Below are 26,445 nucleotides of genomic sequence, written 5' to 3'. Positions count from 1 at the left end.
GCCCAAGGGTGTAAACTCAAACCCATGACCCCAAGCCGGATGACCTCTTCTGGGGGCGCCGCCAGTCGCAAGCTGCTGGGGTTGGTCTGCGGATTGCTGATAGCGCTCGGCATGGCCATGGCGGCGGCGTCCGCACCCTCCCGGGACGCCCGGGCGGCGCTCGTGCTGCATATCGACGGCGCGATCGGCCCGGCGAGCGCCGACTATCTGCGCCAAGGCATGGCCCAGGCCAAGGCGCGCGGCGCGCAGATCATCGTCCTGCGCATCGACACCCCCGGCGGGCTCGACGCCTCGATGCGCCAGATCATCCGCGAGATCATCGCCTCGCCGGTCCCGGTGCTGGCCTATGTCGCCCCCGGCGGGGCGCGAGCGGCCAGCGCCGGGACCTATATCGTCTACGCCAGCCACGTCGCGGCGATGGCGCCCGGCACCAATCTCGGGGCGGCGACGCCGGTGGAGATCGGCGCCGTCCCTGGCGTGGAGCCGGCGGGCGGCCAACCCAAGGACAAGGCCGCGCCCGAAGCCGGGCGCGGGGCGATGGAGGCCAAGGCGGTCAACGACGCGGCGGCCTATATCCGCGGCCTCGCCCACCTGCGCGGACGCAACGCCGACTGGGCCGAACGCGCCGCCCGCGAGGCCGCCAGCCTGGACGCCGCCGACGCCCTGGCCGCCGGGGTGATCGACATCGTGGCCCGTGACATCCCCGACGCCCTGGCCCAGGCCGACGGTCGGATGATCAACGTCGCCGGCGCCCAGGTCGCGCTCGACACCAAGGCGCTGGCCGTCGAGCATCTGCGCCCCGGCTGGCGTCATGAGCTGCTGGGCGCCATCGCCAATCCCAACGTCGCCCTCATCCTGATGATGATCGGCGTCTACGGCCTGCTCTTCGAGTTCATGAATCCGGGCTCGCTCTATCCCGGAACGATCGGCGCGATCTGCCTGATGATCGGCCTCTACGCCCTGGCGGTGCTGCCGGTGAACTATGCGGGCCTGGCTCTGGTCCTGCTGGGCATAGGGCTGATGACCGCCGAGGCGTTCGCTCCCTCCTTCGGCGCCCTCGGCCTCGGCGGGGCGGCGGCGTTCCTGGTCGGGGCGATGATCCTGATCGACACCGACGCCCCCGGCCTGCGCGTCTCCTTCCCCTTGGTCGCCAGCCTCGCCGCCGCCGGCCTTGCCTTTGCGCTGCTGGTCATGCGCGAAGCCTTCTCCGCCCGCCGCCGCGCGATAGTCAGCGGCCGCGAGGCCATGATCGGAGCCCCCGGGGTCGTCCAGGCCTGGAGCGGCCGCCAGGGGTTCGTCTTCGCGCATGGCGAGCGCTGGCGCGCCGTCTCCTCGACGCCGCTCAAGCCTGGCGAACGGGTCCGCACGCTCGGCGTCGACGGCCTGACGCTCACCGTCTCGCCCGACGAGAACGCCGCACCCCCCACAGACGAAGGGATCTCCTGATGTTCGGCCTGATCGCCTACGCCCCTTTCATCGTGCTGCTGCTGGCCCTGCTGGCCGCCGCCATCAAGATCCTGCGCGAATACGTTCGGGGCGTCGTGTTCACCCTGGGCCGCTTCAGCGGCGTCAAGGGACCCGGCCTGATCTTCCTGATCCCCTTCGTGCAGCAGATGGTGCGGGTCGACCTGCGGACCATGGTGTTCGACGTGCCGGCCCAGGACGTGATCTCGCGCGACAACGTCTCGGTGAAGGTCAACGCCGTGATCTATCTCCGGGTCGTCGACCCCGAGCGCGCCACCATCCAGGTCGAGAACTACATGCAGGCCACCAGCCAGCTCGCCCAGACCACCCTGCGCTCGGTGCTCGGCAAACACGATCTCGACGAGATGCTGGCCGAGCGCGACAAGCTCAACAATGACATCCAGGAGATACTCGACGCCCAGACCGACGCCTGGGGCGTCAAGGTGGCCAATGTCGAGATCAAGCACGTCGACATCGACGAAAGCATGATCCGGGTCATCGCCCGTCAGGCCGAGGCCGAGCGTGATCGCCGCGCCAAGGTGATCAGCGCCGAGGGCGAGGCCCAGGCCGCCCAGAAGCTCTACGAGGCCGCCATGACGCTCGGCAGGAAGCCCGAGGCCATGCAACTGCGCTATCTCAGCGCGCTGTCGGTCATCGCCAACGACCGCAGCAACACGATCGTGTTCCCGGTTCCGCTGGACCTCAAATCCGTGCTGACCGGATTGGGCCCGGCAAAGCCTCCCAGGACGCGCTGAGCCTCAGACCCCTGTGGTCGGCCCGATGCCCTCGCCGTCCTCGGGGAAGGTCATCCACTTTTCCCGTTTCTGGCGCGCCTCGCGCTGGGCCTGGAAGTCGTTGGCGCGCGTCATCAGCGCCTTCGCGTCGCGGCCAAGCTGGGCGAAGTTCGAATCCGGCGGCGCGGTCAGCGCGGTCGGATGAAAGACCTCGATGTCGTGCAGCAACTGGAAGAACTCCTGATCTTCCTGCGTGCCATGCGCCGGGGGGTGTTCCAGAAGGTCCGCCACCCGCTGCAGGGCCGCCTCGAAGGACTCCTGGTCTTTGATCATCTAGATGCTCCTGCCGTCGGGCGAAGCCCCAGGGCGACGCCCCGCTAAAGCAAAGGCTCAAAAGCGCCTTCGGGTTCCCTTGCCCTTGCGAACGCCCCGCGCCCGCTCTAAAGCCGATCACGCAACGCCGGAGCTATTTTCATGACCGCGATCCTGACCATCCTCGCCTTCATCGTCGTCATCGGCGCGCTGAACTATTTCGAGTTCGGCCGGCTCGACTAAGGCGGCTCGTTGGCTGACACCGCGCGCGGCGCGGCCCTCGTCACCGGGGGTTCGCGCAGGATCGGCAGGGTGCTGACCCAGGCCGCCGCCGACGCCGGTTTCGACGTGGCCATCCACGTCCGCGCCATAGACGACGACGCCGAGGCCGCCGCGGCCGACGTCCGGGCCCGCGGCCGCAAGGCCTCCCTCCACGCCTGCGACCTGCGCGACGAGGGCGCCACCGCGCCCCTGGTCGGCGCCGCCGAGAGCGAGCTCGGCCCGGTGACCCTGCTGGTCAACTGCGCCTCGGTGTTCGAGAACGACGCCTTCGCCAGCATGAACCGCGCCTCCTGGGACGCCCACCTGGAGACCAACCTGCGCGCGCCCCTGGTCCTGGCCCAGGCCTTCGCCCGTCGCCTGCCCGCCGGCCGCACCGGCCAGATCGTCAACATCCTCGACCAGCGGGTGTTCGCCCCCGCCCCCGACTTCTTCAGCTATTCGCTGTCCAAGAGCGCGCTGTGGGCCGCCACCCAGATGCTGGCCCAGGCGCTCGCCCCGCGCATCCGCGTCAACGGCATCGGCCCAGGCCCGACCCTGCCCTCGATCCACCAGCAGGGCGCCGATTTCGACGACGAGGTCGCCGCGACCCTGCTCAAGCATCCGGTCGATCCGGTCGAGATCGGCCATGCGCTGCGCTACCTCATTGACGCAAGGTCAGTGACGGGCCAGATGATCGCCGTCGACGCTGGCCAGCATCTGGCCTGAGCCGCTTCTCCCTGGAACGGAGCGCACTTGGTTCTCCCATCGCTGCAGGACAATTCGCCCGAGGCCGCCTCGCCCGAGCCGCAGGGCCGCGTGGTCATGACCAAGGTCTTCGTGACCGGCCTGAAGGTCGAGGCGCAGATCGGCGTCTACGCCCACGAGAAGGGCAAGGCCCAGCCGCTCGTCGTCGACGTCGAACTCGACGTGCCGACCGCCGGCGCCACCCGCCTGGCCGACACCGTCAACTACGAGACCATTGGCGAATCCGCCCGTGCGATCGCCGCCGAGGGCCACATCCAGCTCGTCGAGGACTTCGCCGAGCGCCTGGCCCGCGCCTGCCTCGCCGACCCGCGGGTGATGCGCGCCCGGGTCCGGGTCGAGAAACCCCAGGCGCTGGCGCCGCACGCCGCGGCGGCCGGGGTCGAGATCACCGTCGTCCGGGGCTGATGGTCTCCTACGCCGCGCGCCTGTCGCCGCTGCAGGGCGAGACCGTCTGGACGCTCGAGAAGTCCGCCATCGTCGAGCGCCGCACGGGCCGCGAGCGCCGCTTTCCGCTGGCCGAACTGCGCAGCGTCACCCGGGTCGGCCGGGGCGCGGTGCTGCAGTTCCAGCGCCGCCGCCTGACCATCCCGGCCCTGACCTATGGCGACATGCTGCGGCCCCAGGGCCAGGCCGAGACCTTCGAGGCGTTTCTCGCCGCCCTCTCGGCCGCCGTCCCCGATCGGCCGATCCGCCGCCCCTCGGCCAACGCCGAGGCGGTGCTCTGGATCATGGGACTGATGGGGCTGGGCGCGGTCGCGGTGCTGCTGGCGGCCGGCATCGCCGGCGCCTGGCTGCTGGGCGTGGCCCTGGCCGCGCGCCTGGTGTTCGTGGTCATCCTCGGCGCCGCGATCCTGCCGTGGCTGCAGCCCAGGCCCCGCTGAGCCGTCGCCGAGGCGACATGAATGCGAATTAAGCTAGCATTCGCGCGGAACGAGGCCACATTTCGTTCAGATCCTTCACCCAGGAGACTGAATTGAGCCAAACCGAAACCACCATCGTGGCGACCGAAGACCGAACCTTGCCGGCAGTGGTCTACGGCCTCTACCTGCTTGGCCTGGTCAACGGCCTCACCATCCTGGTCGGATTGGTGATCGCCCACATGAACCACGACAGGGCCGGGCCGCGCATGAGGACGCACTATGCGTTCCTGATCCGCACCTTCTGGATCGGGCTGGCGATCTTCGTGGCGCTCGCCATCCTCATCGGCGTCAGCGCCGTGCTCTCGCTCGTGCTGATCGGCATCCCGTTCCTGCTGCTGTTCCTCTTCCTGTGGGGCGCGGTCGCGGTCTGGTTCGCCGTCCGCTGCGTCGTCGGCCTGGTCTACCTTTCGCAAGGGGAAGCCTATCCCCGTCCCAATACCTGGTTGATTTGACGGCAGTCTCCGCGCCGTCCGCCCGAAAGGGCGGCGCGGAGCGCGCCGCGCGCCCTCTGTTGCGCCCCGGCACTAGACCCCCTCCCGACGCTTTGGCAGCATCGGCCCTCGTCGACGCCAAGGGGGGCGACGGCGCGGGGGGGTTCGTAGCTGATCTGAGTCTGGCGCTGCTGCGGGGGAGCGCGGGCGACGACCCAGGCCACGGCTGGAGGGCGGATCCCCCCATCCCGTCCCTTGAAACGAAAAACGCCGCCCGGATCGCTCCGGGCGGCGTCTTCATGTCCGGGGCCGTGGCTTAGGCCGGCACGGGCTGGCGGCGCACCATGCGGGCGTAGTCGTCGGCCAGGCCGAGCGAGAGCTTGCCGGGCGTGAACCGGTATTCGCCGATCTCGCCCACCGGGGTCACCTCGGCGGCGGTGCCGACCACGAAGCACTCGGTGAAGTCGGCCAGCTCCTCCGGCTTGATGTGACGCTCGATCACCTCGACGCCCTTGGCCTTGGCCAGCGCGATCACCGACTGGCGGGTGATCCCGTTCAGGAAGCAGTCCGGGGTCGGGGTGTGCAGCGCCCCGTCCTTGACGAAGAACACGTTCGAGCCGGTGCTCTCGGCGATGTAGCCGCGGTAGTCGAGCATCATCGCGTCGGTGTAGCCGGCCTTCTCGGCGGCGTGCTTGGAGATGGTGCAGATCATGTAGAGGCCGGTGGCCTTGGCGTGGACCGGCTCGGTCTCCGGCGACGGGCGCTTGTACTTGGCCCAGGTCAGGCGGATGCCCTTGGCGCGTTCTTCCGGGCTGAAATAGCTCGGCCAGTCCCACACCGCGATGGCGACGTGGACCTTGGTGTTCTGCGCCGACACGCCGATCATCTCCGAACCGCGCCAGGCGATCGGACGGATATAGGCGTCGGTCAGGCCGTTCTTGGCGCAGGTGTCCTTGCAGGCCTGGTCGATCTCGGCCACCGTGAACGGGATTTCGAAATCCAGGATCTCGGCCGACTTGAACAGACGCTCGGTATGCTCGGTCAGCTTGTAGATCTCTCCCCCATACATCCGCTCGCCTTCGAACACCGCCGAGGCGTAGTGGAGGCCGTGGGTCAATACGTGCACCTTGGCCTCGCGCCAGGGCACGAACTGGCCGTCCAGCCAGATCCATCCGTCGCGATCGTCAAAGGGCGCTAAAGACATGAGGGAAAGTCCTCCTTTCAATCAGGCCCCCTTACAGACTTCCTTGCCCCCCGCGTCAAACAAAATGGGTTTCAGAGTGTAATGGCCGCAGCCGATCCAAGGCTCATCCTGCGCGACGAGGAACTGGACGGCGGCCTCGAGATGTTGCTGCTCGCCGAGGCAGCCCTCTGGGCCGGCGTCGATGCGGGCCTGGAGGCCGAAAAGGCGCTCGGCCTGGGCCGCTCCCACTGGCGCGCGGCCTTTCTGCTCAAGCGCCGGCCGGGGGTGGGCGTGCAGGAGCTGGCCCACCTGACCAGCCTCTCCAAACAGGCCGCCAGCCGCATCATCGCTGACCTCGAGGCCAAGGGCCTGGTCGAGAAGATCGCCGGCGATCTCGACGGCCGCCGCCGGGCCGCCAGCCTCACCCAGGCCGGCGCCGCCTTCGAGGAGCGCGTGTCAGAACGCTTGCGCGCCCAGCTCGCCCGGTCCTATCGGGTGGGCGGCCTGGACGGCGTCGCCGGCGCCAGGCGCATCCTGTCGGCCCTGGCCGGCGGGCGGATGAAGAGCGGAGGCGCCTGATGGCCGCGGTGGAGACTGCCGAACGTCACCTGCTGGTGGTCGACGACGACGATCGCATCCGCGACCTGCTCAAGCAGTACCTGACCCGGCACGGCTTCCGCGTGACCTCGGCGCCCGGCGGGGCGGCGGCGCGCAAGCTGATCGAGACCATCGATTTCGACCTGGCCGTCTTCGACGTGATGATGCCGGGCGAGGACGGCTTCTCGCTGACCCGCTGGCTGCGCGAGCGCAAGGGCGCGGCCGGCCGCACGCCGGTGCTGATGCTCACCGCCCGCGGCCTGGCCGAAGACCGCATCGAGGGCCTGAAGCTCGGCGCCGACGACTACCTGGCCAAGCCCTTCGAGCCCGAGGAGCTGCTGCTGCGCATCGAGGCGATCCTGCGCCGCGCCGACCAGCGCCCCGCCGGCGCGGGCAACGGCAGCCTGTCGCTGGGCGTCTGCAAGTTCGACCTGGAGCGCGGCGAGCTCAGCCGCGACGGCGTTCCGGTTCGCCTGACCGAGGCCGAGGTCGCCCTGCTCAAGCGCCTGGCCCGCAGCCCGCACGAGCCGGTCGACCGCCTGGAGCTGGCGCGCGAGACGGTCGACCCGTCCGGCCGCGCCGTCGACGTCCAGGTGACCCGCCTCCGCCGCAAGATCGAGAACGACCCCAAGACCCCGCGCTACCTCCAGACCGTCCGCGGCGTCGGCTACCTGCTGGCCCCCGACTGATGGCCAGCGCCGTCTTTTCCTCCCCCGTTCACGGGGGAGGGGGACCATCCGCAGGATGGTGGAAGGGGCGGCCGCCCGTTCCGGGCCCAGTCGCGCGCCCCCGCGCCGCAGGGGAGGAAACCTGGTGAAACTCCCCCGCCGGCTCGAACCGCGCCTCGTGCAGCGGATGATCAAGCGCAGCCTGCCGACCTCGCTGTTCGGCCGCTCGCTGCTGATCATCGTCCTGCCGGTGGCGCTGATGCAGATCGCGGTCACCTGGATCTTCTTCGACGCCCACTGGCAGACGGTCACCAGCCGCCTCTCCGACGGCCTGGCCGGCGAGGTCGCCTGGGCGGTCGAGAGCTACCAGGACGAGCCCAGCGCCCAGACCATGGCCACCATCGCCGACCGGGCCGAGAAGTCGCTCAACCTCTCCATCGCCCTGCAGCCGGGCCGCGAGCTGCCGCAGGGCCGGCGCACCAACGCCTTCGCCGTGGTCGACCGGGCCATCGACCGCGCCCTGAACCAGCGGCTGGACGTCCCCTACTGGTTCGACACCACCCGCTACCCCGCCTATGTCGACATCCGGGTGAAGGTCGACCAGGGCGTCATCCGCATCCTGGCCCCGCGCGACCGCGCCTTCGCCACCCAGGGCCACATCTTCGTGCTGTGGCTGGCCATGGCCACGATCCTGCTGACCGCCATCGCCATCCTGTTCATCCGCAACCAGACCCGCACCATCGAGCGCCTGGCCAGCGCCGCCGACGCCTTCGGCAAGGGGGTCGACGCCCCGGCCTTCAAGCCCAGCGGCGCGCGCGAGGTGCGCCAGGCCGCCCAGGCCTTCCTGGCCATGAAGTCGCGCATCCAGCGCCATATCGACCAGCGCACCGCCCTGCTGGCCAGCGTCAGCCATGACCTGCGCACGCCCCTGACCCGGTTGAAGCTGGAGCTCGCCCTCGCCGAGCCCGGCCCCCGCACCGGCGAGATGAAGCGCGACCTGGCCGAGATGGAGCACATGATCGACGAATACCTCGCCTTCGCCCGCGGCGAGGGCGGCGAGGCGGTCGAGAGCATCCACCTCAAGGACCTGATCGAGGAGGTCAGCGAGGGCGCCATTCGCGCCGGGGCCCAGGTGCGGGTCGCCGCCGATCCCGACCTGATGGCCGCCGTCCGGCCCAATGCGCTGAAGCGCGCGCTCTCCAACCTGGTGATGAACGCCGCCGCCCACGGCGAGACGGTCGAGGTGATGGCCGCCCAGCGCCCCTCCGGCGGCGTCGAGATCATCGTCGACGACGACGGCCCCGGCATCCCCCAGGACCGCTACGAGGACGCCTTCAAGGCGTTCAACCGCCTCGACGAATCCCGGAACCAGAACGAGAAGGGCGTGGGCCTGGGCCTGGCCATCGCCCGCGACGTGGCCCGCAGCCACGGCGGCGACATCGTCCTCGACCGCTCGCCGCTCGGCGGCCTGCGGGCGATTGTGCGATTGCCCAGATAGCGGCGTTCCTTCAGTCTCCCGCCTCGCACGCGACCTCCAGGAGAGCTTCCGATGCTGATCGCCCGCCTCGCCGCCGCGACGGTCCTCGCCGCCGCCCTCGCCACGCCCGCCCTGGCCGCCGACCCGGTCGAAGGGCTGTGGCTGGTCCAGTCCGGAACCGCCAAGGTCAAGGTCGCCCCCTGCGCCGCCGACAAGGCCAGGATGTGCGGCCAGATCGCCTGGCTGCAGACCGCCGGGGCCAAGGACGCCAACAATCCCGACGCGTCCCTGCGCGACCGCCCGGTCATGGGCATGCTGATGATCCGCGACTTCAAGCCGGCCGGCCCGGGCAAGTGGACGGGCGGCAAGATCTACGATCCCAATTCCGGCAAGACCTACGGCTCGAAGATGAGCGCCAATCCCGACGGCACCCTGAAGGTCGAAGGCTGCGTCGCCGTCGTCTGCCAGGCCCAGACCTGGAAGCGCGCAAGCTAGCCCCGGCCCCCTATAGTTGCTCCCCCAGCGGGGGAGCATCCAGGCGGTCTCCGCCCTATGCGATCGCCCTGCCCCTGAAGGAAGGGCAGGCCTACCCGCCCAGTTCCTTCGAACGCCGCGTCGCCGACGCCACCGCCTCGCGCAACAGCTCCGGGAACCCGCCCTCGCCCAGCAGCACGTCCAGCGCCGCCTGGGTGGTGCCGCCCGGCGAGGTGACCTGCTTGCGCAGCTCGGCCGGCTCCTCGCCGCCGGCGGCCATCAGGGCCGCGGCTCCCGCGATGGTCGAGCGGGCCAGCCGGGCCGAATCGGCCGGCGGCAGGCCGGCGGCCACACCCGCGGCCTCCAGCGCTTCGACGAAGGCGTAGAGATAGGCCGGGGCCGAGCCCGACACCCCGGTCGCCGCGTGCATCAGTTCCTCGTCGGCGATGTCCACCACCGTCCCGACCGGCGCGAACAGCGCATGGGCCCGCGCCTTGGCCTGCGGATCGGCGGCGTGGATGCTGGCCGTGCCCTGGCGGACCGCCACCGCCGTCGTCGGCATGACCCGGGCCACGGCCCGGCCGCCGAACGCCTGGGAGATGTCGGCCGCGCGCACGCCAGCCGCGATCGAGACGATCACCGCGTCGGGCGCCAGATGTGCGGAAACCTCATCGGCCACCTGCCGCCAGACCTGCGGCTTGACCGCCAGCAGCACGGTCCTGGCCCGCGCCAGCTCGCCGTCGGGCGGATTGACCATCGCGCCGGCCGCGCCCGCCGCATCCAGGGCCGGATTGGCGAAGGGCTCGCGGATGATCAGGTCGGAGGCCGCGAAGGCCCCCGCCGCGCGCCAACCCTCGATCAGCGCCCCGCCCATGCGGCCGGCGCCCAGCATCAGGATCGGCGTCATGATGGGTCCTTAAGCTTCGCCGACGGTCTCGAACATGCAGGCCGCCACGGCGTCGGCCGCCGACTTCGACCCGCGCACCAGGAAGTCGAACGCCGGATAGAAGCGGTCGGCCGCCTCCATCGCCACGTCGATCATCGCCGCCGCCTGGGCCAGGCTCGGACGCTCGCCGGTCATCAGCGCCATCGAGTGGCGGAAGATGATCTCGCCGTCGTCCCATACCTCGAAGTGGCCCAGCCAGACGCGCTGGTTGAGGGTCGATATCAGCTCATAGGCCGCCGCCTTCTGTTCGGCCGAGGCCTTGAGGTCCACCGACAGGCACAGTTGCAGGCAGTCGGCTTCCGGCCGCCAGGCGAACCACAGCTCGTAGTCCTTCCAGTCGCCGGTCAGCGCGAAGGCCAGGTCGCCGTCTTCCGTACGGTCGAACTGCAGGTTCTCGGCTGTCAGCACATGCTCGACCACGTCGAGCGGGTCGAGCGTGACCAGGACGTCTTCGTCAGGCTGGGAGGTATCCATTAGACCAGCGGTCCTTTCGCAGAGGGCGTCCACGGCCGGGCCGGCCATCGAATCGCCTGCGATCATCAAAGTAAGCTGCTTCGCGGCCCTCGCGTCACCGGGTTTCTTTCTCCGGGCGAGCCACATTCGCGTGTATCTGGACCTAGTCTTTCTTGGCCGCCTTTTTGGGCGCAGCCGCCTTCAACTCGGCCACTTCGGCGCGCAGGGCGGCGATCTCGGCCTTCAGCGCATCGAGATCGTCGCGGCGGACGAGATCGAAGTCGGCCACGAAGCGGTCGGCCTGGGCGCGGAACGCGGCCTTGGCCTCGTCTCCCGCCGTCTGGGCCAGGCCCATGGCGGCGTTGGTCAGCTTGGCGAACTCGTCCAGGAAAGGGTTCTGGGTCTGCATGGGCCCTATATGGCCCGCCGGGGGATGAAAGCGAAGACCTTCTCGTCTAAACCCTGGGGGCGAAGCATTCGGAGACGCCAGCCTTGCCCTTCCCCGATTTCGATCCAGTCCTCGTCCAGATCGGGCCTTTCGCAATACGCTGGTACGCCCTGGCCTATGTGGCCGGCATACTGCTGGGGTGGCGCTATGTCGCGGGCCTGATGAAGAATCAGGCGCTGTGGGGCCCGCGCGGGGCCCCGGCGACCATTTCGCAGGTCGACGACATCATCCTCTGGATCACCCTGGGCATCATCCTCGGCGGCCGGCTGGGCCACGTCTTCTTCTATACGCCCTCGATCATCGTCCAGGACCCGCTGCAGATCGTGCGGGTCTGGGAAGGCGGCATGAGCTTCCACGGCGGCGTCATCGGCGTGCTCATCGCGATTCTCGGCTTTGCCTGGCGCAACAGGATCGACGTCTTCCGGCTGGGCGACGCGGTGGCCGCCTGCGTGCCGATCGGGCTGTTCTTCGGCCGCATCGCCAACTTCATCAACGGCGAGCTCTGGGGCCGCCCCGCCAACGTCCCCTGGGCGGTGATCTTCCCCGCCGCCGACGGCGTCACCCCCCGCCATCCCAGCCAGCTCTACGAAGCGGCGCTGGAGGGGATCGTGCTGTTCCTGGTCCTGCGCTGGGCCACCCACCACGCCAAGCTGCTGCAACGGCGCGGCGTCGTCGCCGGCATGTTCTTCCTGGGCTATGCGATCTTCCGCACCTTCGTGGAGAACTTCCGCGAGCCGGACCGCTATCTGGACGCGTTCCCGTTCGGCCTGACCATGGGGATGATGCTGTCGGCGCCGATGGTCGTCTTCGGCCTGTTCCTGATCTGGCGCGGCCTGCGCGAGCCGCTGGCGCTCGAGGCCCCGCCCCCGGCCCAAGCCAAGACCGAGAGTCCATGAGCCTGCGCGATCGCCTGACGGCCCAGATCCGGGCCAGCGGGCCGATGAGCGTCGCCCAGTACATGCACGCCTGCCTGCACGACCCGGACTTCGGCTACTACGCTACGCGTCCGGCGCTCGGCGAGGCCGGCGACTTCATCACCGCCCCGCTGGTCAGCCAGATGTTCGGCGAGTTGCTCGGCCTCTGGGCGGTGGAGACCTGGACCCGCCTGGGCCGCCCGGCGCAGTTCCGGCTGGTCGAGATGGGCCCCGGCGACGGCACGCTGATGAGCGACCTGCTGCGCGCCGCGCGCCTCTCGCCCGAGTTCAGCGAGGCCGCCGACGTCTGGCTGGTCGAGGTCTCCCAGCCCCTGCGCGACCGCCAGCGCCAGACCCTCGGCGACCATGTCTCCTGGGCCGCCGCCCTGGACGAGGTCCCCGCCGGCGCGCCGCTGATCCTGATCGCCAACGAACTGCTCGACTGCCTGCCCGCCCGCCAGTTCGTGCGCACCGAAAAGGGCTGGGCCGAGCGGATGGTCGGCCTCGACGACGCCGGCGCCCTCGCCTTCGGCCTGGCCGGCGCGCCCGCCGTGGAGCGGCCGGCCCCGGTCGGCGCGATCCTCGAACACTCCGCGGCCCAGGCGGCGCTGGGCGACGCGCTCGCCGCCCGCATCGTCGCCGACACCGGCGCGGCCCTGCTGATCGACTATGGCCGCGCGATCCCCGGCTTCGGCGACACCCTCCAGGCCCTGCGCCGCCACCGCAAGGAAAGCCCGCTGGCCAATCCGGGCGAGGCCGACCTCACCGTCCATGCCGACTTCCCCGCCGTCCTCGCCGCGGCCAGCGCCCAGGGCGCGCAGACGCCGCAGATCCTGACCCAGGGCGAACTGCTGGTGCGGCTCGGGATCGGCGCCCGCGCCGAGGCCCTGGCCAACGCCCGCCCCGACCTCGGCGACCTCATCGAGCGCCAGCTCGAACGCCTGGTCTCCCCCGATCAGATGGGCGACCTCTTCAAGGCCGCCTGCATCCATTCGGCAGGCTTCGAGCCGCCGGCCTTCGAGAGCCTTCCGTGACCGACCTGCCCGTCCTGACCTCCCCGCTGCTCGACCTGGCGGGCGTCCGCCACGCCTTCTTCACCCGCCAGGGCGGGGTCTCCACCGGCGTCTATGCGAGCCTGAACGTCGGCCGCGGCTCGCATGACGCGGCCGAGGACGTGATCGAGAACCGCCGCCGCGCCGCCGCCCACTTCGGCCTGCCCGAGGGCGCGCTCAACACCTGCTACCAGATCCACTCGGCCACGGCCCTGGTCGCCGAGGCCCCCTGGAACGGCGAGCGGCCCCAGGCCGACGGCGTGGTCGCCAACCGCCCGGGCCTGGCCTGCGGCGCCCTGGCCGCCGACTGCGCCCCGATCCTGTTCGCCGATCCCAGGGCCGGCGTGGTCGCCGCCGCCCATGCCGGCTGGAAGGGCGCGCTCGGCGGCGTCGTCGGCGCCACGGTGGCGACCATGCGCGAACTGGGCGCCCGCCCGGCCGACATCGTCGCCGTCGTCGGCCCCTGCATCGCCCAGGCCTCCTACGAGGTCGGGATGGAATTCCTTGAGGCCTTCGCCGCCCAGGCCCCCGAGAACGTCGAGTTCTTCATTCCCGGGGAGACGCCCGACAAGGCGATGTTCGACCTGCCCGGCTACGTCCTGCACCGCCTGCGCCAGGCCGGCGTCGGGACCTGCGAATGGCTGGGCCGCGACACCTGCGCCGAGGAGGCGCCGTTCTTCTCCAACCGCCGCGCCTTCAAGCGCGGCGAGCCGGACTTCGGCCGCCTGCTCTCGGCCATCGCCCTGACCTGACCTGCCCCGACCCCCGGATGTCATCCCGGTTTGCGAAGCAAGACCGGGACCCATGAACACCAGATGGGTCAGGAAAGCTCTCGGCCGCGCGCCATCTTCACGATCAGGCGACGAGGGGGCCCGGTCTTCGGCTATGCCGAAACCGGGATGACGCCTTCGCTACGGCACGATCGTCGTGAACAGGTAGACCGCGAAGATCACCAGGTGCACCGCGCCCTGCAGCACCGTGGTCCGCCCGGTGCCCAGCGACAGGGTCGTGACGATCAGGGTCAGCATCAGCAGCACCATCGCCTTGGCGTCGAGGCCCAGCGACAGCGGCCAGCCCATGACCAGCGACACCACGGCCACCACCGGGATGGTCAGGCCGATCGAGGCCAGGGCCGAGCCCAGCGCCAGGTTGAGGCTGGTCTGCAGCCGGTCGGCCCGCGCCGCGCGCACCGCCGCCAGGCTCTCGGGGGCCAGCACCAGGGCCGCGATGATCACCCCGACCACCGCCTTGGGCGCGCCGGCGTTGGCGACCGCGGCCTCCAGCGTCGGGGCCAGCGCCTTGGCCAGCAGCACCACGGCCACCAGCGCCACCACCAGCAGGCCCAGGCTGAGCCAGGCCGCCAGGGCGGTCGGCGGCGCGGCGTGCACGTCCTCGTCATGGGCGGCCGCGCCGCTCGGCAGGAAGTAGTCGCGGTGGCGCATGGTCTGCACCAGCACGAAGGTGCCGTAGAGCACCAGCGCCACCAGCCCGACGAAGGCCAGTTGGCTGTTGGAATAGACGGGTCCGGGCGTGCTGGTCGTGTAGTTGGGCAGCACCAGGGTCAGGACCGCCAGGGCCGCCAGGGTGGCCAGCGCGGCGCTGACCCCGGCCTGGCCGTAGCGCTGCTCCAGGTGGCGCGCCCCGCCCAGCAGCAGGCAGAGCCCGACCAGGCCGTTCAGGATGATCATGATCGCGGCGAACACCGTGTCGCGCGCCAGTCCCGCGCCCGAGGGGCCGCTGGACAGCATCAGCGAGACGATCAGCGAGACCTCGATCACCGTCACCGCGACGGCCAGCACCAGGGTGCCGTAGGGTTCGCCGATCTTGTGGGCCACGACTTCGGCGTGGTGCACCGCGGCCAGCACGCAGGCGACCAGGCCGGCCGCCAGCGCTATGTCATAAGGCCCGCCGAGCTTTGCGCCGAGAAGCAGCAGCGAGCCGATGATGGGTGCGAGCCATGTCCAGGCCGGGAGTCCGATTTGAGGCATGCGCGCACCGTAAACCAAGCGCGGCCGTGTCGCGAGACGAACTGGCCCGACCCGCGATATTGTTATGCGATATCGCCCTGCGGTGTTCTGGGGCCTTGCTCCCTGGGCCGCGCCTGATAAAAGCCGCGCAAATACCGACACCTGCCCCTGGGGGACCGATGAAGCTGCTGGCCGGCAACTCCAACCGCGCGCTGGCGGAGGCTGTTGCCTCACGCCTCGACCTCCCCCTCACCCGCGCGCAGGTCAAGCGCTTCGCCGACAACGAGGTCTGGGTGACCATCGACGAGAACGTCCGCGGCGAGGACGTCTTCATCCTTCAGTCGACCAACTATCCCGCCAACGACAACCTGATGGAGCTGCTGGTCTGCATCGACGCGCTGAAACGCGCCTCGGCCAAGCGGATCACCGCGGTGATGCCCTACTTCGGCTACGCCCGTCAGGACCGCAAGACCGGGGGCCGCACCCCGATCTCGGCCAAGCTGGTCGCCAACCTGATCGAGCGGGCCGGCGCCGACCGGGTCCTGACCATGGATCTGCACTCGGGCCAGATCCAGGGCTTCTTCGACATCCCGACCGACAACCTGATCTCCGCGCCGCTGCTGGCGACGGACATCAAGGAAAACTACGAGAAGCCGGCCGAGATCATGATCGTCTCGCCCGACGTCGGCGGCGTGGTCCGCGCCCTGGCGGTGGCCTCGCGCCTCAACGCCGAGCTGGCCATCGTCGACAAGCGCCGCTCGGGCCCGGGCAAGAGCGAAGTCGCCAACGTCATCGGCGACGTCGACGGCCGCCGCTGCATCCTCTTCGACGACATGATCGACGGCGGCGGCACCCTCTGCAACGCGGCCCAGGCGCTGATCGACGCCGGCGCCACCGAGGTCTCGGCCTATGTGACCCACGGCGTCATGTCCGGCGCGGCGGTCGAGCGGGTCAACGGCTCGGTGCTCAAGGAGCTGGTCATGACCGATTCGATTCCCGCGCCCGAGCGGGCCGGCGACGGCGGCAAGATCCGCTATGTGAGCTGCGACAAGCTGCTCGGCGAGGCGATCCGCCGCATCGCCAACGAAGAGTCGGTCTCAAAGCTGTTCGACTAAGGCGTTCAGGGCGGCCCGGGCCGCCCTGCTCACGTCAATATGACCGGCACGGAGCTTCCCGGACGCCCCAAGGCCAAGTTTGGTTAAGCCCCGTTAACCCCTCGCGGTCACATTCTCGCCCGCTGTCGGGGCTAGGTTCCGACGCCTGATTTTCTTGGGGAAGGCTCTGGATGATATCGGCTTCTCGCGTAGGCCTGACGGCCGCCGCTATCGCAATCGCCACAATTCTGGCTTCTTGCGCCGAGCCTCCGCCGCCCAAGCCGGTGGAGCCGCCGGCCCCGTCCGCCAGCCTGCCGCCCAAGCTCATCGAGCAGGCCGCCGCCTACCGCTACTATATGGACAAGGCGGCCGCGATCTCGCCGGCCTTCGTCGACGGCCAGATGATCGCCGAGGGCCTGAAGGTCGCCGCCGCCTATGAGCCCAAGCAGTTCCTGCAAGGCGCCATCGCCTACGGGGCCATCGTCGCCCTGCAGGACCCGACCTTCGTCGCCGGCGTGCGGCAATATTCCGGCACCGCCGCCCAGCGCCAGCAGATCGCCTTCGAGATCATGAAGGACCCGGCCTATGTGGTCGGCATCTCCGGCTCGTCCAGCGGCGCCGGCGCCGTGATCGCCGCCCTCGGCGAGGACGGGAACAAGTTCTACCAGGCCGGCAAGACCGTGAAGCAGGCCGCCTACGACGTTCAGAAGCAGTCCTGGTCCAAGGCCGACGTCGCCGGACGCGAGGCGCGCCTGTCCCAGGCCAAGCTGCTGGGCGCGACGCCGCTGGTCGGCGACATCGCCCAGACCACTCGCCTGCAGCAGGCGATCAGCGGCGCCCAGCCGCTCGGCGTCACCGCCACCGCGGCCAACCCGCCCTTCACCCCGGTGGTGATTCGCAGCCTGGCCATCGCCGCCCTGGGCGTGCTCGGCCACGCCAGCGATGCGAACGTGGCGACGCTCGACGCCCTGATGGTCGAGCCGAACGTCACCTCCTGCGCCAACATGGCCAAGCTGAACCTCTATCAGTGCCTGGCGGTGTCCAAGCCGCACTACGAGGACGTCTTCTGCCTGGGCCAGCACGCGATGATGGACACCGCCCGCTGCGTCATCAAGGCTTCGGGCCAGCCCGAGCCCTTCGAACCGCGCTTCGTGCCGACCGTGCGCGAGAACGCCAGCTACAAGCCCGCTCCCCCCGCCAAGAAGCCTGCGGCGAAGAAGCCGGCTAAGAAGGGCTAGAAACCTTTTCCCAGCCCGTTGCCACGGGCGGGGGTTTTGTGTATCTACGCGCACCTTTCGGCCCTAACGGGTCGTTCCGTCGCCGCGCGGGTCTTCGCGCGGCGGCTTCGTTTTGAGGCGAGGCCATGGCCGATATCATCCTGAACGTTGAACTCCGCGAGCGCATTGGAACCGGCGGTGCGCGCGCCGCCCGTCGCGAGGGCCTGGTCCCCGGCGTGCTGTACGGCGGTGACAAGGATCCCGTGGCCATCACGGTCAAGTCGAACGAGTTCCGCAAGGCGCTCTACACCGGCAAGCTGCTGGGCCACCTGGTGACCCTGAAGCACGGCAAGGAAACCCAGCCGGTCATCGCCAAGGCGGTCGACCTGCATCCGGTGACCGACGAGCCGGTCCACTTCGACCTGTACCGCGTCGACGCGCACCAGACGATCAAGATCGCCGTGCCGGTGCACTTCAAGAATCACGAAGCCTCGCCGGGCCTGAAGAAGGGCGGCACGCTGAACGTGGTGCGTCACGACGTCGAGCTGCAGTGCCACGCCGACGCCATCCCGGAAGAGCTGGTCTTCGACCTGACCGGCCTGGAAATCGGCGACACCATCCGCATCTCGGCCTTCGACCTGCCCAAGGGCGTTGAAGCCGCCATGGACCGCGACTTCGTCGTCGCCACCGTGGCCGGCTCGTCGGCCTCGGCGTCGGAAGCCGCCGAAGAAGCCGCCGCCGAAGCCGAAGCCTAAGCCCCTTCCAGCCGGCTCGGGGAGCAGCGAATGCTCGTCCTGGCCGGCCAGGGCAATCCGGGAGCCCGCTATGCGGGCAACCGGCACAATATCGGCTTCATGGCCGTCGACGAGATCGCGCGCCGCTGGCGCTTCGGTCCCGAACGCTCTCGTTTCTCCTCCCTCGTCCGCGAGGGGGAGATCGAGACGCCCAGCGGCCCCGTCCGCACCCTGATCCTCAAGCCGCAGACCTATTACAACGAAAGCGGCCGCGCCGTTTCCGAGGCGCTCAAGTTCTACAAGCTGAAGCCCGCCGACCTTGTCCTCTTCTATGACGAGATCGACATGGCGCCCGGCCGTTTCCGGATGAAGACCGGCGGCGGCGCGGCCGGCAACAACGGCGTGCGCTCGCTCACCGCCCATATCGGCCCCGACTTCCGCCGCGCCCGCCTGGGCGTCGGCCACCCCGGCCACAAGGACCGCGTCCAGGGCCACGTGCTCTCGGACTTCCACAAGGTCGACCAGGCCTGGGTCGAGGCGCTCTTGCGCGCCCTCGCCGACGCCACCCCCCTGCTGGCCGCGGGCGAGGACGAGAAGTACCAGACCGAAGTCATGCGCCTGGCCCCTGCCGACAAGAGCGACGTGCCACGCGGCCGCGCCTGATCGGCGTCGCCTTCCCCATGAGGGAGGCGTATCGCATATGGCTCCCCCAATGGTTCGTCACGGCCGGGCCGCCCGGCCATCCATAAGGCCGAGCTCCGCCGGCGATCCCAGGCGCGTATGGATCCCCGGCGCGCCTACGCGGCCGAGCTCGGCCCCGCCGGACCACGCCCCTTGGGCCAAACGGCCTAACGTGCTAGGTCGCGCGCTCGAATTTCAGGAACAGCTCTTCCCATGGCTCTCAAAGTCGCGATCGTCGGCCTGCCCAACGTCGGCAAGTCGACCCTCTTCAACGCGCTCACCCAGACGGCCGCGGCCCAGGCCGCCAACTATCCGTTCTGCACCATCGAGCCGAACACCGGCGACGTGGCCGTGCCCGAGCCGCGCCTGAACGCCCTGGCCGCGGTCATCCCGTCCAAGGAGATCATTCCGGCCCGGATGAACTTCGTCGACATCGCCGGCCTGGTGCGCGGCGCCTCCAAGGGCGAGGGCCTGGGCAACCAGTTCCTGGCCAACATCCGCGACTGCGACGCCGTGGCCTTCGTGGCCCGCTGCTTCATCGACGACGACATCACCCACGTCGAGGGCCGGATCGATCCGCTGGCCGACCTCGAGACCATCGAGACCGAGCTGATGCTGGCCGACCTCGAAAGCCTGGAGAAGCGGGTCGCCAACCTCGAGAAGCGCGCCAAGACCGGCGACAAGGAGAGCGCCCAGACCCTGCGCCTGGTCCAGCTCGCCCTGACCGAGCTGAACGCCGGCCGCCCGGCCCGCAAGGCCGTGGTCTCGGCCGAGGACGACAAGGCCTGGCGGATGCTGCAGCTCCTGACCTCCAAGCCCGCCCTCTACGTCTCCAATGTCGACGAGGCCTCCGCCGCCACCGGCAACGACCTGTCGAACCAGGTCGCCGAGCGCGCCAAGCGCGACGGCGCCGACCATGTGGTGATCTCCGCCCAGATCGAGAGCGAGATCGCCCTGCTCGACGAAACCGAGCGCACCGAGTTCCTGGAGACCCTCGGCCTCACCGAGCCCGGCCTCAACAAGCTGATCCGCGAGGCCTACCACCTGCTGGGCCTGCAGACCTACTTCACCGTCGGCCCCAAGGAAGCCCGCGCCTGGACCATCCACAAGGGCGACACCGCCCCGCAGGCGGCCGGCGTCATCCACACCGACTTCGAGAAGGGCTTCATCCGCGCCGAAACCATCGCCTACGAGGACTATGTGAACCTCAAGGGCGAGGCCGGGGCCCGCGACGCGGGCAAGCTGCGGGCCGAGGGCAAGGAATACGTCGTCAAGGACGGCGACGTGATGAACTTCCGCTTCAACGTCTGAGAAGGCGTAGGCGCCCCCCTCTGCGGCAGGGCGATCGCCTATGAATTTCCGCCTATGGTTCGTCATGGCCGGGGCGCCCAGCCATCCATAGACGCCGAGTCCTGCCGGCGATCGCGGGAGACGGGTTCAAGACGAGGCGCATCTGCGATCGCCCTGCCCTCCGGGGGAGCATCTTTTCGCGCCGTCGCCATCGCCCCGGCTGTGGTTCTCTGCTTAGCTCGCGTCTAACAGGACGGGAGAAACGCATGGGCGAGACCATCACCCTTCGGGGCGCGGACGGCTTCGAGTTTTCGGCCTATCACGAGCAGCCCTTCACGCCGCGCAAGGGCGGGGTGATCGTGATCCAGGAGATCTTCGGCATCGACCGGCATGTCCGCGCCGACGTCGAGCGCTGGGCCAAGGCGGGCTACGAGGCCATCGCCCCGGCCCTCTACGACCGCCGCGAGCGGGGCTTCACCGCCGAGCACGATCCCGAGGGCCTGACCGCCGGCGTCGCCCATGCGCGCGGCACGCCGCTGGAGCAGGCCCTGGGCGACATCGCCGCCTGCCGCGACTTCCTGGCCGAGCGCGGCAAGGTCTTCGTGGTCGGCTACTGCTACGGCGGCTCCCTGACCTGGCTGGCCGCCGGCAAGCTGCCGGGCCTGGCCGCCGCCTCCAGCTACTACGGCAGCCTGGTCCAGGCCAATGCGGCCCTGAAGCCGCTGTGCCCGACCATCATCCACCTGGGCCACACCGATCCCGGCATCCACGCCGAGGAGGTCGAGAAGGCGGTGCACGAGCACCATCCCGACGTGCCGGTCTACATCTATGAAGGCGCCGGCCACGGCTTCAACAACGAGAGCCCCGAGCGCTACAACGAGGAAGCCGCCGACCTCGCCCGCGCCCGCACCCGCGAACTGTTCGAGAACGCGTAAGAGCATGGGCGAGCAGATCACCCTGACGAGCGCCTTCGACGGCTTCGAGCTCGGCGCCTACCACGCCAGGCCGACCGACGCCCGCCGCGGGGGCCTGTTGCTGATCCAGGAGATCTTCGGGGTCACCGACCACATCCGCGAGCTGGCCGACGCCTTCGCCGCCGAGGGCTATGAAACCATCGCGCCCTCGTTCTACGACCGGCTGGAGCCGGGCTTCCAGGCCGACTACAGCCAGGAGGCCATCGCCAAGGGCGTGGAATATTCGCAGGCCACGCCCTGGGACCAGGTGGCCGGCGACGCCCAGGCCGCCATCGACGCCCTCAAGGCTCCGGTCTTCGTCACCGGCTTCTGCTGGGGCGGGGCGGCGACCTGGCTGGCGGCCTGCCGCTGCACCGGCCTCTCGGCCGCCGCCAGCTTCTATGGCCGCCGGATCAGCGAGCTGAAGGACGAGACGCCCAGGGTTCCGATCATCCTGCACTTCGGCAAGACCGACGCCTCCATCCCCCTCGACAAGGTCGAGGAGATCGGCCAGCGCCATCCCGACGTCCCGATCCATCTCTATCCGGCCGGCCACGGCTTCGTCTCCGACCGGCGGGCCGACTACGACGCCGACAGCGCCCGGCTCGCCCGCCTGCGGACCCTGGCCCTGTTCGCCAACAACGGTGGAGGCCGCAGCTCGGCGTGATCCTAGAGACCTCCAGGCTGCGGCTCCGCCCCCTGGCGGAGACCGATCTCGATGCGCTCGGCGCCATCGCCGCCGACCCGCAGGTGATGGCGCACGTCGGCGACGGCGTGCCGCTCAGCCGGGCCGCCACCGCGCTCTGGATCACCAACGCCGCCGCCAGCCTGCGGATGAGCGAGGTCGGCAGCCGCGGCGTGGTGCTGCGCGAGAGCAACGTCCTGATCGGCTGGATCGGCCTGATCCCGACACCCCACCGCAACCGCCTGGAACTGATCTACGGCTTCGCCCGCGCCTATTGGGGCCGCGGCTACGCCACCGAGGCGGCCCAGGCGCTGCTGGCCAATTGCTCGCCCGACACCGTCGACGCCACCATCGCCCCGGAGAACCGCGCCTCGTGGCGCATCCTGGAAAAGCTGGGCTTCTCCCCGGTCGGCGAGGAGCTGGACGAGGACGGCCTGCCGACCCTGCGCCTGCGGCTCGACCTGCGCGCCGAAGTGAACGGTCCCTGGTCGGGACGGCTCTAGGGGCGCTCCTCGATCTGCTCCCTGACCTCCGGCACCGTCTCCAGCGCCCGCACCAGCACCGCCTGGGCCGCCAGGATGCCAATGCCCGCGCCATAGCCCGAGAACACCCCGGCCGGATAGCGGCCGCCGTGCGCCACCGCCCAGACCTGCCAGTAGATGAACAGCGCCGCCGCCGCGAGCAGCCCCACCCCGGTCAGCACCGAGATCGGCGTCTGGCCGAAGCCCGCCTGGAAGCTCAGCCAGACATAGCGCGCCAGCCGCTTCTTCAGCGGCGGCACCAGCAGCGGCGTGGCCAGCGAGAGGAACAGGAACACCCCCGGCCAGATCAGCGTGCGCTGGGCGATCAGCGCCGTCCCGCCCGGCAGCACCTGGAAGGCGTTGAGCACCGCGCCCGCATAGATCAGCGCCGCCGCGCCGACCGCCACGTCCTGCATCCGCCGGAAATCTCGCCAGGGCTTGATGAAGCTCATGGCCTTCGACTTAGGCGATCGATGCGGCAGGGGTAAGGCCCCATGACCCCATTCCCGCCCCGGACCGTCCGTTTAGGCCGGTTGCTGCACTCCCCTGCCCCCTCGCGGGCACGGCGGGGCTCCCTGCGCCGCCACGCGCGCTGGGCCGTCGCCGACGCCCCAAAGCCGGGCTATGCTCCCCAAGGCGCGGCTGCGCGCTCCAGCCCACGGACACCATGAAGCCCGCCGCCCTGGCCCTCGCCGTCGCCCTCGCGCCCGCCGCCGCCCAGGCCGGCGAGACGGCCTGCTGGTACGAGCGCGGGGTCGTCGTCGCCCCGGCCTCGATCGCCGGACTGGCCGGCGACTACATCCTCGACACCGGCTCGCCGGTCACCCAGTTGCACGAGACCAAGGCCCAGGCCGCGGGCCTGGTCGATCCGGCCCAGCGCGGCCCGATCCGCATCGCCGGCCTCACCCTGCCCGACCGCCCGTTCGCGGTCGCCGACCTCGACGCGCGCACCTACGCCTTTCCGACGCCCATCGCCGGCGTCATCGGGGCCGACCTGCTCTCGGCCTATGTCGTCGACGTCAGCTTCGCGCCCTGCAAGGTGTCGATCTATCCCCATGGCAAGGCGCCCAGGCTGGCCGCCGGAGCGGCCCTGCCGCTCCACACGCGGGACGGCGTCGCCACGGCCCACGCGGCGGTCTCCGACGGCCCCAGGGCGCTGGCGGGCGACTTCGTCGTCGCCACCGGCTCCGACACGGCCGTCCGGCTGTCCCAGGACCTCGCCTCCGCGCCGGGCGTCGCCAAGCCGGAAGACATCCTGCCCTATGGCGAGCGCCGCGCGCGCCTGCGCGCCGCCTCCTTCGCCGGAACCCTGTTCGAGAACCTGGACGGCGGCCTGACAGCAGAGACCCAGGGCGCGGGCGTGCTCGGCGCGCCGCTGCTGACCCGCTGGCGCCTGCGCTTCGACTTCCCGGGCGGCCGCCTGCTGCTGGCCCCGGCCGGCTAAGCCTAGAGCCGCTCCAGGCGCAGCCACTCGGGGCGGCCGGCCCAGGCCCTCGTGAACGCCTGCCGCGCCGCCTCGGCGTCGGCCTTGCGTCCCTGGGCGTCCTCGCTCCGCGCTAGGCCATACAGCGCCCAGCCGTTGCGCGGCGTCTGCGCCAGGGCGGCGCGGAAGGCCTCGCTCGCCTCCGCGGGCCGGCCTGCGAGCAGCAGGGCCGCGCCCAGCGACTGGTTGACCGGATAATACCAGTAGGGCGGCTCCATATAGGGCAGGCGGCCCTCGACGGCGATCGCCGCCCGATAGAACTCGGCCGCCTCGTCATAGCGTCCCTGGGCGGTCGCGAAACGCCCGCGGGCCACGGCGCTCGCCATCTCCACAAGCTCGGGCGCGGGCACGTCCTGGGCGATCAGGTCCGCGAAGGCGTCAGCCTTCGCCAGCGCCTCCATCCCTGCGATCTCGGCCTCGAACGCCGCCTTGTTCCGCAGTTGGGCGTAGGCGATGGCGCGGGCGTAGTGGCCCATCGCCGCCGCATAGGGCAGGCGCGCGTCGGGCGCGGGCATGTCGAGGATCGCCTCCGGCGCGGCGAACTGCGCCATCGCCAGATAGGGCGCCGCATAGATGACCTGCACCCAGCCGATCCGCGCCGAGGTTTCGATGTCCAGCAGGTTCCGCAGCCGCTCGGCTTCCCGGAGCGCGGTGTCCATGTCGCCGGCCATCTGCGCGGAGATCACGATGAAATGGACGTTGTGCGGATAGTATCCGTAGCGGACGAGGCTGCGGTCGTCCGCGCTGCGGATGAAGGCCTCGTCGGCCCGCGCCGCGGCCACGTTGACCCGCATCGACTCCATGTAGCGGCCGCGCCCCTGGTAGATGTGCGAGGGCATGTGCACCAGATGCGCCGCGCTGGGCGCCAGCGGGCTGGCCAGGCGATCGGCCGCCGCCTCCGCACGCTGGGCGTCGGCCGCTTCCAGCAGATGGATGTAGAGGTGCCCGGCCTGCACGTGCGCCGGATTGCGGGACATCACGGTTTCGACCAGGCGGACCGCCTCGCCGCTGCGCCCGACCGGGGTCTTCCTGTCGGCCTCCCAGTAGTTCCAGGGACTGGTGTCCATCACCGCCTCGGCGGCCAGGACCGCCACGTCGTCGTCCGCGGGAAAGCGGCGGGCGACTTCCAGCATGGCGTCCGCATAGGCGCCGTCCAGGGCCGCGCGGTCGGCCTCGGGGTCGCGCGAATAGCGGCGCGCCACGGCCTCGATCAGGGCTTGCTCCATCGGCGAGGCGCGCTCGCGCAGGGACATGGCCTTGTCCATCGCATCGAGCGCCGCGCCCCGATCGCGCTCGTCCATCGGCGCATTGATGTTGGGCCCGAGCGCCACCGCCTCGCCCCACCAGCAGATCGCGCAGGACGGATCCAGGCGCTGGGCTTCGCGGAACGACCGCACCGCGCCCGCATGATTGAAGCCATAGGTCATCAGCAGGCCCTGGCTGAAATAGCGCCGCGCCTGCGGATGGGACGTGGTGGCCGCGAACGGCGACCTGGTCAGATCGTCATAGAGCGGAATCGGCGTCGCCGCCTGGCTCAAGGGCGCGGCGACCGCCTGGGCGACCAGCAGATTGCGCGCAAACGCCCCGCCGCCCCCTTGGCGCGCGCCGCATATGGACGAGGCCAGGAGGCTCGGATCGAGCGCGGCCAGCAGCTTCGGCGACATCCGCGGCTCGAGCGAGACGCTCGTGAGCGAGAGCCCGATCCCGGCCAGCGCCGCCGCCTTCAACCCCTTGCCCATCGCCGATCTCCATCAGCCGATTGGAGTATCGTTGGTTTTTGGCTGGCCCGAAGTCAAGCGAGGGCGCCTGCAACGAAAAAGGCCCCGGATCGCTCCGGGGCCTTTCCAATTCGTCGCAAGCGCATCGCCCTAGTGGGCGACGTTCTTCCAGATCTTGCGGTAGCTGGCGTACAGCAGGCCCGCGAAGATGAAGAGATAGACCATCGCGGCCATGCCGAAGGCCTTGCGCTCCTGCATCTTGGGCTCCGAAGCCCAGGCGATGAAGGCCGACACGTCCTTGGCTTGCTGGTCCAGCGTCGACTTGGTGCCGTCGTCGAAGCTCACCTGGCCCTCCGCCAGCGGCGGGGCCATGGCGATGAAGCCGCCCTTCGGAACCTTGTCGTGCGGACCCGACCACGCGGCGGTGACGTCACCGGCCATGTAGGGGTTGTAGTGCTGGCCGACGCCGACCTTCAGGCCCGCGGGCGGGTTCTCGTAGCCGGTCAGCAGCGAGTAGATGTACTGCGGCCCATGGTGGCGGGCCTTGGCCATCACCGACAGGTCCGGCGGCAGGGCGCCGCCGTTCGAAGCCCGCGCCGCCGCTTCGTTCGGGAAGGGCGAGGGGAACTTGTCGGCCGAGGTGCCCGGACGCTCGATGACGTCCCCGGTCTCGGAGTCGATGTCCTTGATCTGATAGTCCTTGGCGACCGACTTCACATAGGGGTTGTCGTTCGGGTTCGGATATTTCGGATCGTAGAACGGTCCGTCCTTCTGGCCGAGGTTCCGGAAGTACATCAGGTTCATCGAGTGGCAGGCTGAGCAGACCTCCCGATAGACCTTGTACCCGCGTTGCAACTGGGCCTGGTCGAACTTGCCGAACGGGCCTTCGAAGCTGAACTCGACATGCTTGACCGGCGCAGCGCCGCCAGCAGCGAGGGCGGCGGGAGCAGCCATGACAGCCAGCCCAAACGCCGCGAGCGCGATACCTTTACGCAGCATCTTA

General features: G+C 70.1%; 31 protein-coding genes. 22 read left to right on the top strand and 9 right to left on the bottom strand.

Going from position 1 to position 26,445, the window contains the following annotated elements:
- Window positions 1-39: 39 nt before the first annotated feature.
- Together RTL41_RS15185 and RTL41_RS15180 are read left to right on the top strand one after the other, a co-directional pair.
- Entirely contained in the window at window positions 40-1,446 is a 1,407-nt protein-coding gene (locus RTL41_RS15185) for a nodulation protein NfeD (RefSeq protein ID WP_312165874.1), read from the top strand.
- Window positions 1,446-2,219, top strand: coding sequence for a slipin family protein (locus RTL41_RS15180; RefSeq protein WP_312165872.1), 774 nt, complete (start codon window positions 1,446-1,448; stop codon window positions 2,217-2,219). Before RTL41_RS15185 ends, RTL41_RS15180 begins: the two co-directional genes overlap by 1 nt.
- Before the next feature lie 3 nt (window positions 2,220-2,222).
- On the opposite strand, the gene RTL41_RS15175 is transcribed toward RTL41_RS15180, so the two are convergent.
- Window positions 2,223-2,531, bottom strand: coding sequence for a hypothetical protein (locus RTL41_RS15175; protein ID WP_312165871.1), 309 nt, complete (start codon window positions 2,529-2,531; stop codon window positions 2,223-2,225).
- Window positions 2,532-2,762: 231 nt separating this feature from the next.
- On the opposite strand from RTL41_RS15175, the gene RTL41_RS15170 reads away from it, so the two are divergent.
- The 4 genes from RTL41_RS15170 to RTL41_RS15155 all read left to right on the top strand — a co-directional run bounded on the left by RTL41_RS15170 (window position 2,763) and on the right by RTL41_RS15155 (window position 4,908).
- The gene (locus tag RTL41_RS15170) at window positions 2,763-3,497 is read left to right on the top strand and encodes an SDR family oxidoreductase (RefSeq protein WP_312165870.1); all 735 of its coding nucleotides are present in this window, start codon (window positions 2,763-2,765) and stop codon (window positions 3,495-3,497) included.
- 96 nt (window positions 3,498-3,593) lie between these two features.
- Window positions 3,594-3,941: a dihydroneopterin aldolase gene (folB, locus tag RTL41_RS15165; RefSeq protein WP_312165983.1), complete on the top strand. Its 348-nt coding sequence runs from the start codon at window positions 3,594-3,596 to the stop codon at window positions 3,939-3,941.
- The gene (locus RTL41_RS15160; protein WP_312165869.1) at window positions 3,941-4,417 is read left to right on the top strand and encodes a hypothetical protein; all 477 of its coding nucleotides are present in this window, start codon (window positions 3,941-3,943) and stop codon (window positions 4,415-4,417) included. The genes folB and RTL41_RS15160 overlap by 1 nt, the downstream gene beginning before the upstream one ends.
- Window positions 4,418-4,509: 92 nt before the next feature.
- On the top strand, window positions 4,510-4,908 hold the full coding sequence (locus RTL41_RS15155; RefSeq protein WP_312165868.1) for a hypothetical protein: 399 nt from the start codon (window positions 4,510-4,512) through the stop codon (window positions 4,906-4,908).
- Between the two features lie 295 nt (window positions 4,909-5,203).
- Here the strand turns inward: RTL41_RS15155 and RTL41_RS15150 are convergent, their stop codons facing one another.
- Window positions 5,204-6,091: a branched-chain amino acid aminotransferase gene (locus RTL41_RS15150; RefSeq protein WP_312165867.1), complete on the bottom strand. Its 888-nt coding sequence runs from the start codon at window positions 6,089-6,091 to the stop codon at window positions 5,204-5,206.
- An 81-nt stretch (window positions 6,092-6,172) separates the two neighbouring features.
- Here RTL41_RS15150 and RTL41_RS15145 point away from each other — a divergent pair, with 81 nt between their 5' ends.
- The 4 genes from RTL41_RS15145 to RTL41_RS15130 all read left to right on the top strand — a co-directional run bounded on the left by RTL41_RS15145 (window position 6,173) and on the right by RTL41_RS15130 (window position 9,307).
- The gene (locus tag RTL41_RS15145) at window positions 6,173-6,649 is read left to right on the top strand and encodes a MarR family transcriptional regulator (protein WP_312165866.1); all 477 of its coding nucleotides are present in this window, start codon (window positions 6,173-6,175) and stop codon (window positions 6,647-6,649) included.
- Window positions 6,649-7,356, top strand: a complete 708-nt coding sequence (locus RTL41_RS15140) for a response regulator transcription factor (protein WP_312165865.1) — start codon at window positions 6,649-6,651, stop codon at window positions 7,354-7,356. The genes RTL41_RS15145 and RTL41_RS15140 overlap by 1 nt, the downstream gene beginning before the upstream one ends.
- A 166-nt stretch (window positions 7,357-7,522) precedes the next feature.
- On the top strand, window positions 7,523-8,833 hold the full coding sequence (locus RTL41_RS15135) for an ATP-binding protein (RefSeq protein ID WP_312165982.1): 1,311 nt from the start codon (window positions 7,523-7,525) through the stop codon (window positions 8,831-8,833).
- Window positions 8,834-8,884: 51 nt separating this feature from the next.
- Window positions 8,885-9,307 carry a DUF2147 domain-containing protein gene (locus RTL41_RS15130; protein ID WP_312165863.1) on the top strand — a complete coding sequence of 141 codons (423 nt, stop codon included), beginning with the start codon at window positions 8,885-8,887 and terminating at the stop codon, window positions 9,305-9,307.
- 91 nt (window positions 9,308-9,398) lie between these two features.
- Here the strand turns inward: RTL41_RS15130 and proC are convergent, their stop codons facing one another.
- The 3 genes from proC to RTL41_RS15115 form a co-directional block, all read right to left on the bottom strand.
- Entirely contained in the window at window positions 9,399-10,193 is a 795-nt protein-coding gene (gene proC / locus RTL41_RS15125; protein ID WP_312165862.1) for a pyrroline-5-carboxylate reductase, read from the bottom strand.
- Window positions 10,194-10,202: 9 nt separating this feature from the next.
- Window positions 10,203-10,706 (bottom strand): YbjN domain-containing protein, encoded by a 504-nt coding sequence (locus tag RTL41_RS15120; RefSeq protein WP_312165861.1) that lies wholly within the window; start codon window positions 10,704-10,706, stop codon window positions 10,203-10,205.
- 142 nt (window positions 10,707-10,848) lie between these two features.
- Entirely contained in the window at window positions 10,849-11,094 is a 246-nt protein-coding gene (locus tag RTL41_RS15115) for an accessory factor UbiK family protein (protein WP_056016404.1), read from the bottom strand.
- An 83-nt stretch (window positions 11,095-11,177) separates the two neighbouring features.
- Between RTL41_RS15115 and lgt the strand changes: the two genes are divergently transcribed.
- The 3 genes from lgt to pgeF are packed head-to-tail and all read left to right on the top strand — an operon-like array spanning window position 11,178 to window position 13,851.
- Window positions 11,178-12,029 (top strand): prolipoprotein diacylglyceryl transferase, encoded by an 852-nt coding sequence (gene lgt, locus RTL41_RS15110; protein ID WP_312165860.1) that lies wholly within the window; start codon window positions 11,178-11,180, stop codon window positions 12,027-12,029.
- Window positions 12,026-13,081 (top strand): class I SAM-dependent methyltransferase, encoded by a 1,056-nt coding sequence (locus RTL41_RS15105; protein WP_312165859.1) that lies wholly within the window; start codon window positions 12,026-12,028, stop codon window positions 13,079-13,081. Before lgt ends, RTL41_RS15105 begins: the two co-directional genes overlap by 4 nt.
- Window positions 13,078-13,851 carry a peptidoglycan editing factor PgeF gene (gene pgeF / locus RTL41_RS15100; RefSeq protein ID WP_312165857.1) on the top strand — a complete coding sequence of 258 codons (774 nt, stop codon included), beginning with the start codon at window positions 13,078-13,080 and terminating at the stop codon, window positions 13,849-13,851. The genes RTL41_RS15105 and pgeF overlap by 4 nt, the downstream gene beginning before the upstream one ends.
- A 159-nt stretch (window positions 13,852-14,010) precedes the next feature.
- Here pgeF and RTL41_RS15095 read toward each other — a convergent pair whose 3' ends face one another.
- Window positions 14,011-15,087 (bottom strand): ionic transporter y4hA, encoded by a 1,077-nt coding sequence (locus RTL41_RS15095; protein WP_312165856.1) that lies wholly within the window; start codon window positions 15,085-15,087, stop codon window positions 14,011-14,013.
- A 158-nt stretch (window positions 15,088-15,245) separates the two neighbouring features.
- Between RTL41_RS15095 and RTL41_RS15090 the strand changes: the two genes are divergently transcribed.
- The 8 genes from RTL41_RS15090 (at window position 15,246) to RTL41_RS15055 (ending at window position 22,223) form a co-directional block, all read left to right on the top strand.
- Window positions 15,246-16,181 carry a ribose-phosphate pyrophosphokinase gene (locus RTL41_RS15090; RefSeq protein ID WP_312165855.1) on the top strand — a complete coding sequence of 312 codons (936 nt, stop codon included), beginning with the start codon at window positions 15,246-15,248 and terminating at the stop codon, window positions 16,179-16,181.
- A gap of 263 nt (window positions 16,182-16,444) precedes the next feature.
- On the top strand, window positions 16,445-17,398 hold the full coding sequence (locus RTL41_RS15085) for a hypothetical protein (RefSeq protein WP_312165854.1): 954 nt from the start codon (window positions 16,445-16,447) through the stop codon (window positions 17,396-17,398).
- 125 nt (window positions 17,399-17,523) lie between these two features.
- Window positions 17,524-18,132 (top strand): 50S ribosomal protein L25/general stress protein Ctc, encoded by a 609-nt coding sequence (locus RTL41_RS15080; protein WP_312165853.1) that lies wholly within the window; start codon window positions 17,524-17,526, stop codon window positions 18,130-18,132.
- Between the two features lie 30 nt (window positions 18,133-18,162).
- On the top strand, window positions 18,163-18,774 hold the full coding sequence (pth, locus tag RTL41_RS15075; protein ID WP_312165852.1) for an aminoacyl-tRNA hydrolase: 612 nt from the start codon (window positions 18,163-18,165) through the stop codon (window positions 18,772-18,774).
- 231 nt (window positions 18,775-19,005) lie between these two features.
- Window positions 19,006-20,103: a redox-regulated ATPase YchF gene (gene ychF, locus RTL41_RS15070; RefSeq protein ID WP_312165851.1), complete on the top strand. Its 1,098-nt coding sequence runs from the start codon at window positions 19,006-19,008 to the stop codon at window positions 20,101-20,103.
- Between the two features lie 245 nt (window positions 20,104-20,348).
- Window positions 20,349-21,017 (top strand): dienelactone hydrolase family protein, encoded by a 669-nt coding sequence (locus tag RTL41_RS15065; protein ID WP_312165850.1) that lies wholly within the window; start codon window positions 20,349-20,351, stop codon window positions 21,015-21,017.
- Window positions 21,018-21,021: 4 nt separating this feature from the next.
- Window positions 21,022-21,702 carry a dienelactone hydrolase family protein gene (locus RTL41_RS15060; RefSeq protein WP_312165849.1) on the top strand — a complete coding sequence of 227 codons (681 nt, stop codon included), beginning with the start codon at window positions 21,022-21,024 and terminating at the stop codon, window positions 21,700-21,702.
- Window positions 21,699-22,223 carry a GNAT family N-acetyltransferase gene (locus tag RTL41_RS15055; protein WP_312165848.1) on the top strand — a complete coding sequence of 175 codons (525 nt, stop codon included), beginning with the start codon at window positions 21,699-21,701 and terminating at the stop codon, window positions 22,221-22,223. The genes RTL41_RS15060 and RTL41_RS15055 overlap by 4 nt, the downstream gene beginning before the upstream one ends.
- Here RTL41_RS15055 and RTL41_RS15050 read toward each other — a convergent pair.
- Entirely contained in the window at window positions 22,220-22,693 is a 474-nt protein-coding gene (locus RTL41_RS15050) for a hypothetical protein (protein WP_312165847.1), read from the bottom strand. The two genes, RTL41_RS15055 and RTL41_RS15050, sit on opposite strands and share 4 nt — an antisense overlap.
- A 215-nt stretch (window positions 22,694-22,908) precedes the next feature.
- Between RTL41_RS15050 and RTL41_RS15045 the strand changes: the two genes are divergently transcribed.
- Window positions 22,909-23,685 (top strand): hypothetical protein, encoded by a 777-nt coding sequence (locus tag RTL41_RS15045; protein WP_312165846.1) that lies wholly within the window; start codon window positions 22,909-22,911, stop codon window positions 23,683-23,685.
- Between the two features lie 2 nt (window positions 23,686-23,687).
- On the opposite strand, the gene RTL41_RS15040 is transcribed toward RTL41_RS15045, so the two are convergent.
- Together RTL41_RS15040 and RTL41_RS15035 are read right to left on the bottom strand one after the other, a co-directional pair.
- Complete coding sequence (locus tag RTL41_RS15040; protein WP_312165845.1) at window positions 23,688-25,463, bottom strand: tetratricopeptide repeat protein; 1,776 nt, start codon at window positions 25,461-25,463, stop codon at window positions 23,688-23,690.
- Between the two features lie 129 nt (window positions 25,464-25,592).
- The gene (locus RTL41_RS15035; RefSeq protein ID WP_312165844.1) at window positions 25,593-26,441 is read right to left on the bottom strand and encodes a cytochrome c1; all 849 of its coding nucleotides are present in this window, start codon (window positions 26,439-26,441) and stop codon (window positions 25,593-25,595) included.
- Window positions 26,442-26,445: the final 4 nt, after the last annotated feature.

Source organism: Phenylobacterium sp., from assembly GCF_031984885.1.
Classification (GTDB): Bacteria; Pseudomonadota; Alphaproteobacteria; order Caulobacterales; family Caulobacteraceae; genus Phenylobacterium.
The sequence above is the reverse complement of the archived record's forward strand: the minus strand, read 5'-3'. Positions and strand labels throughout refer to the sequence as shown.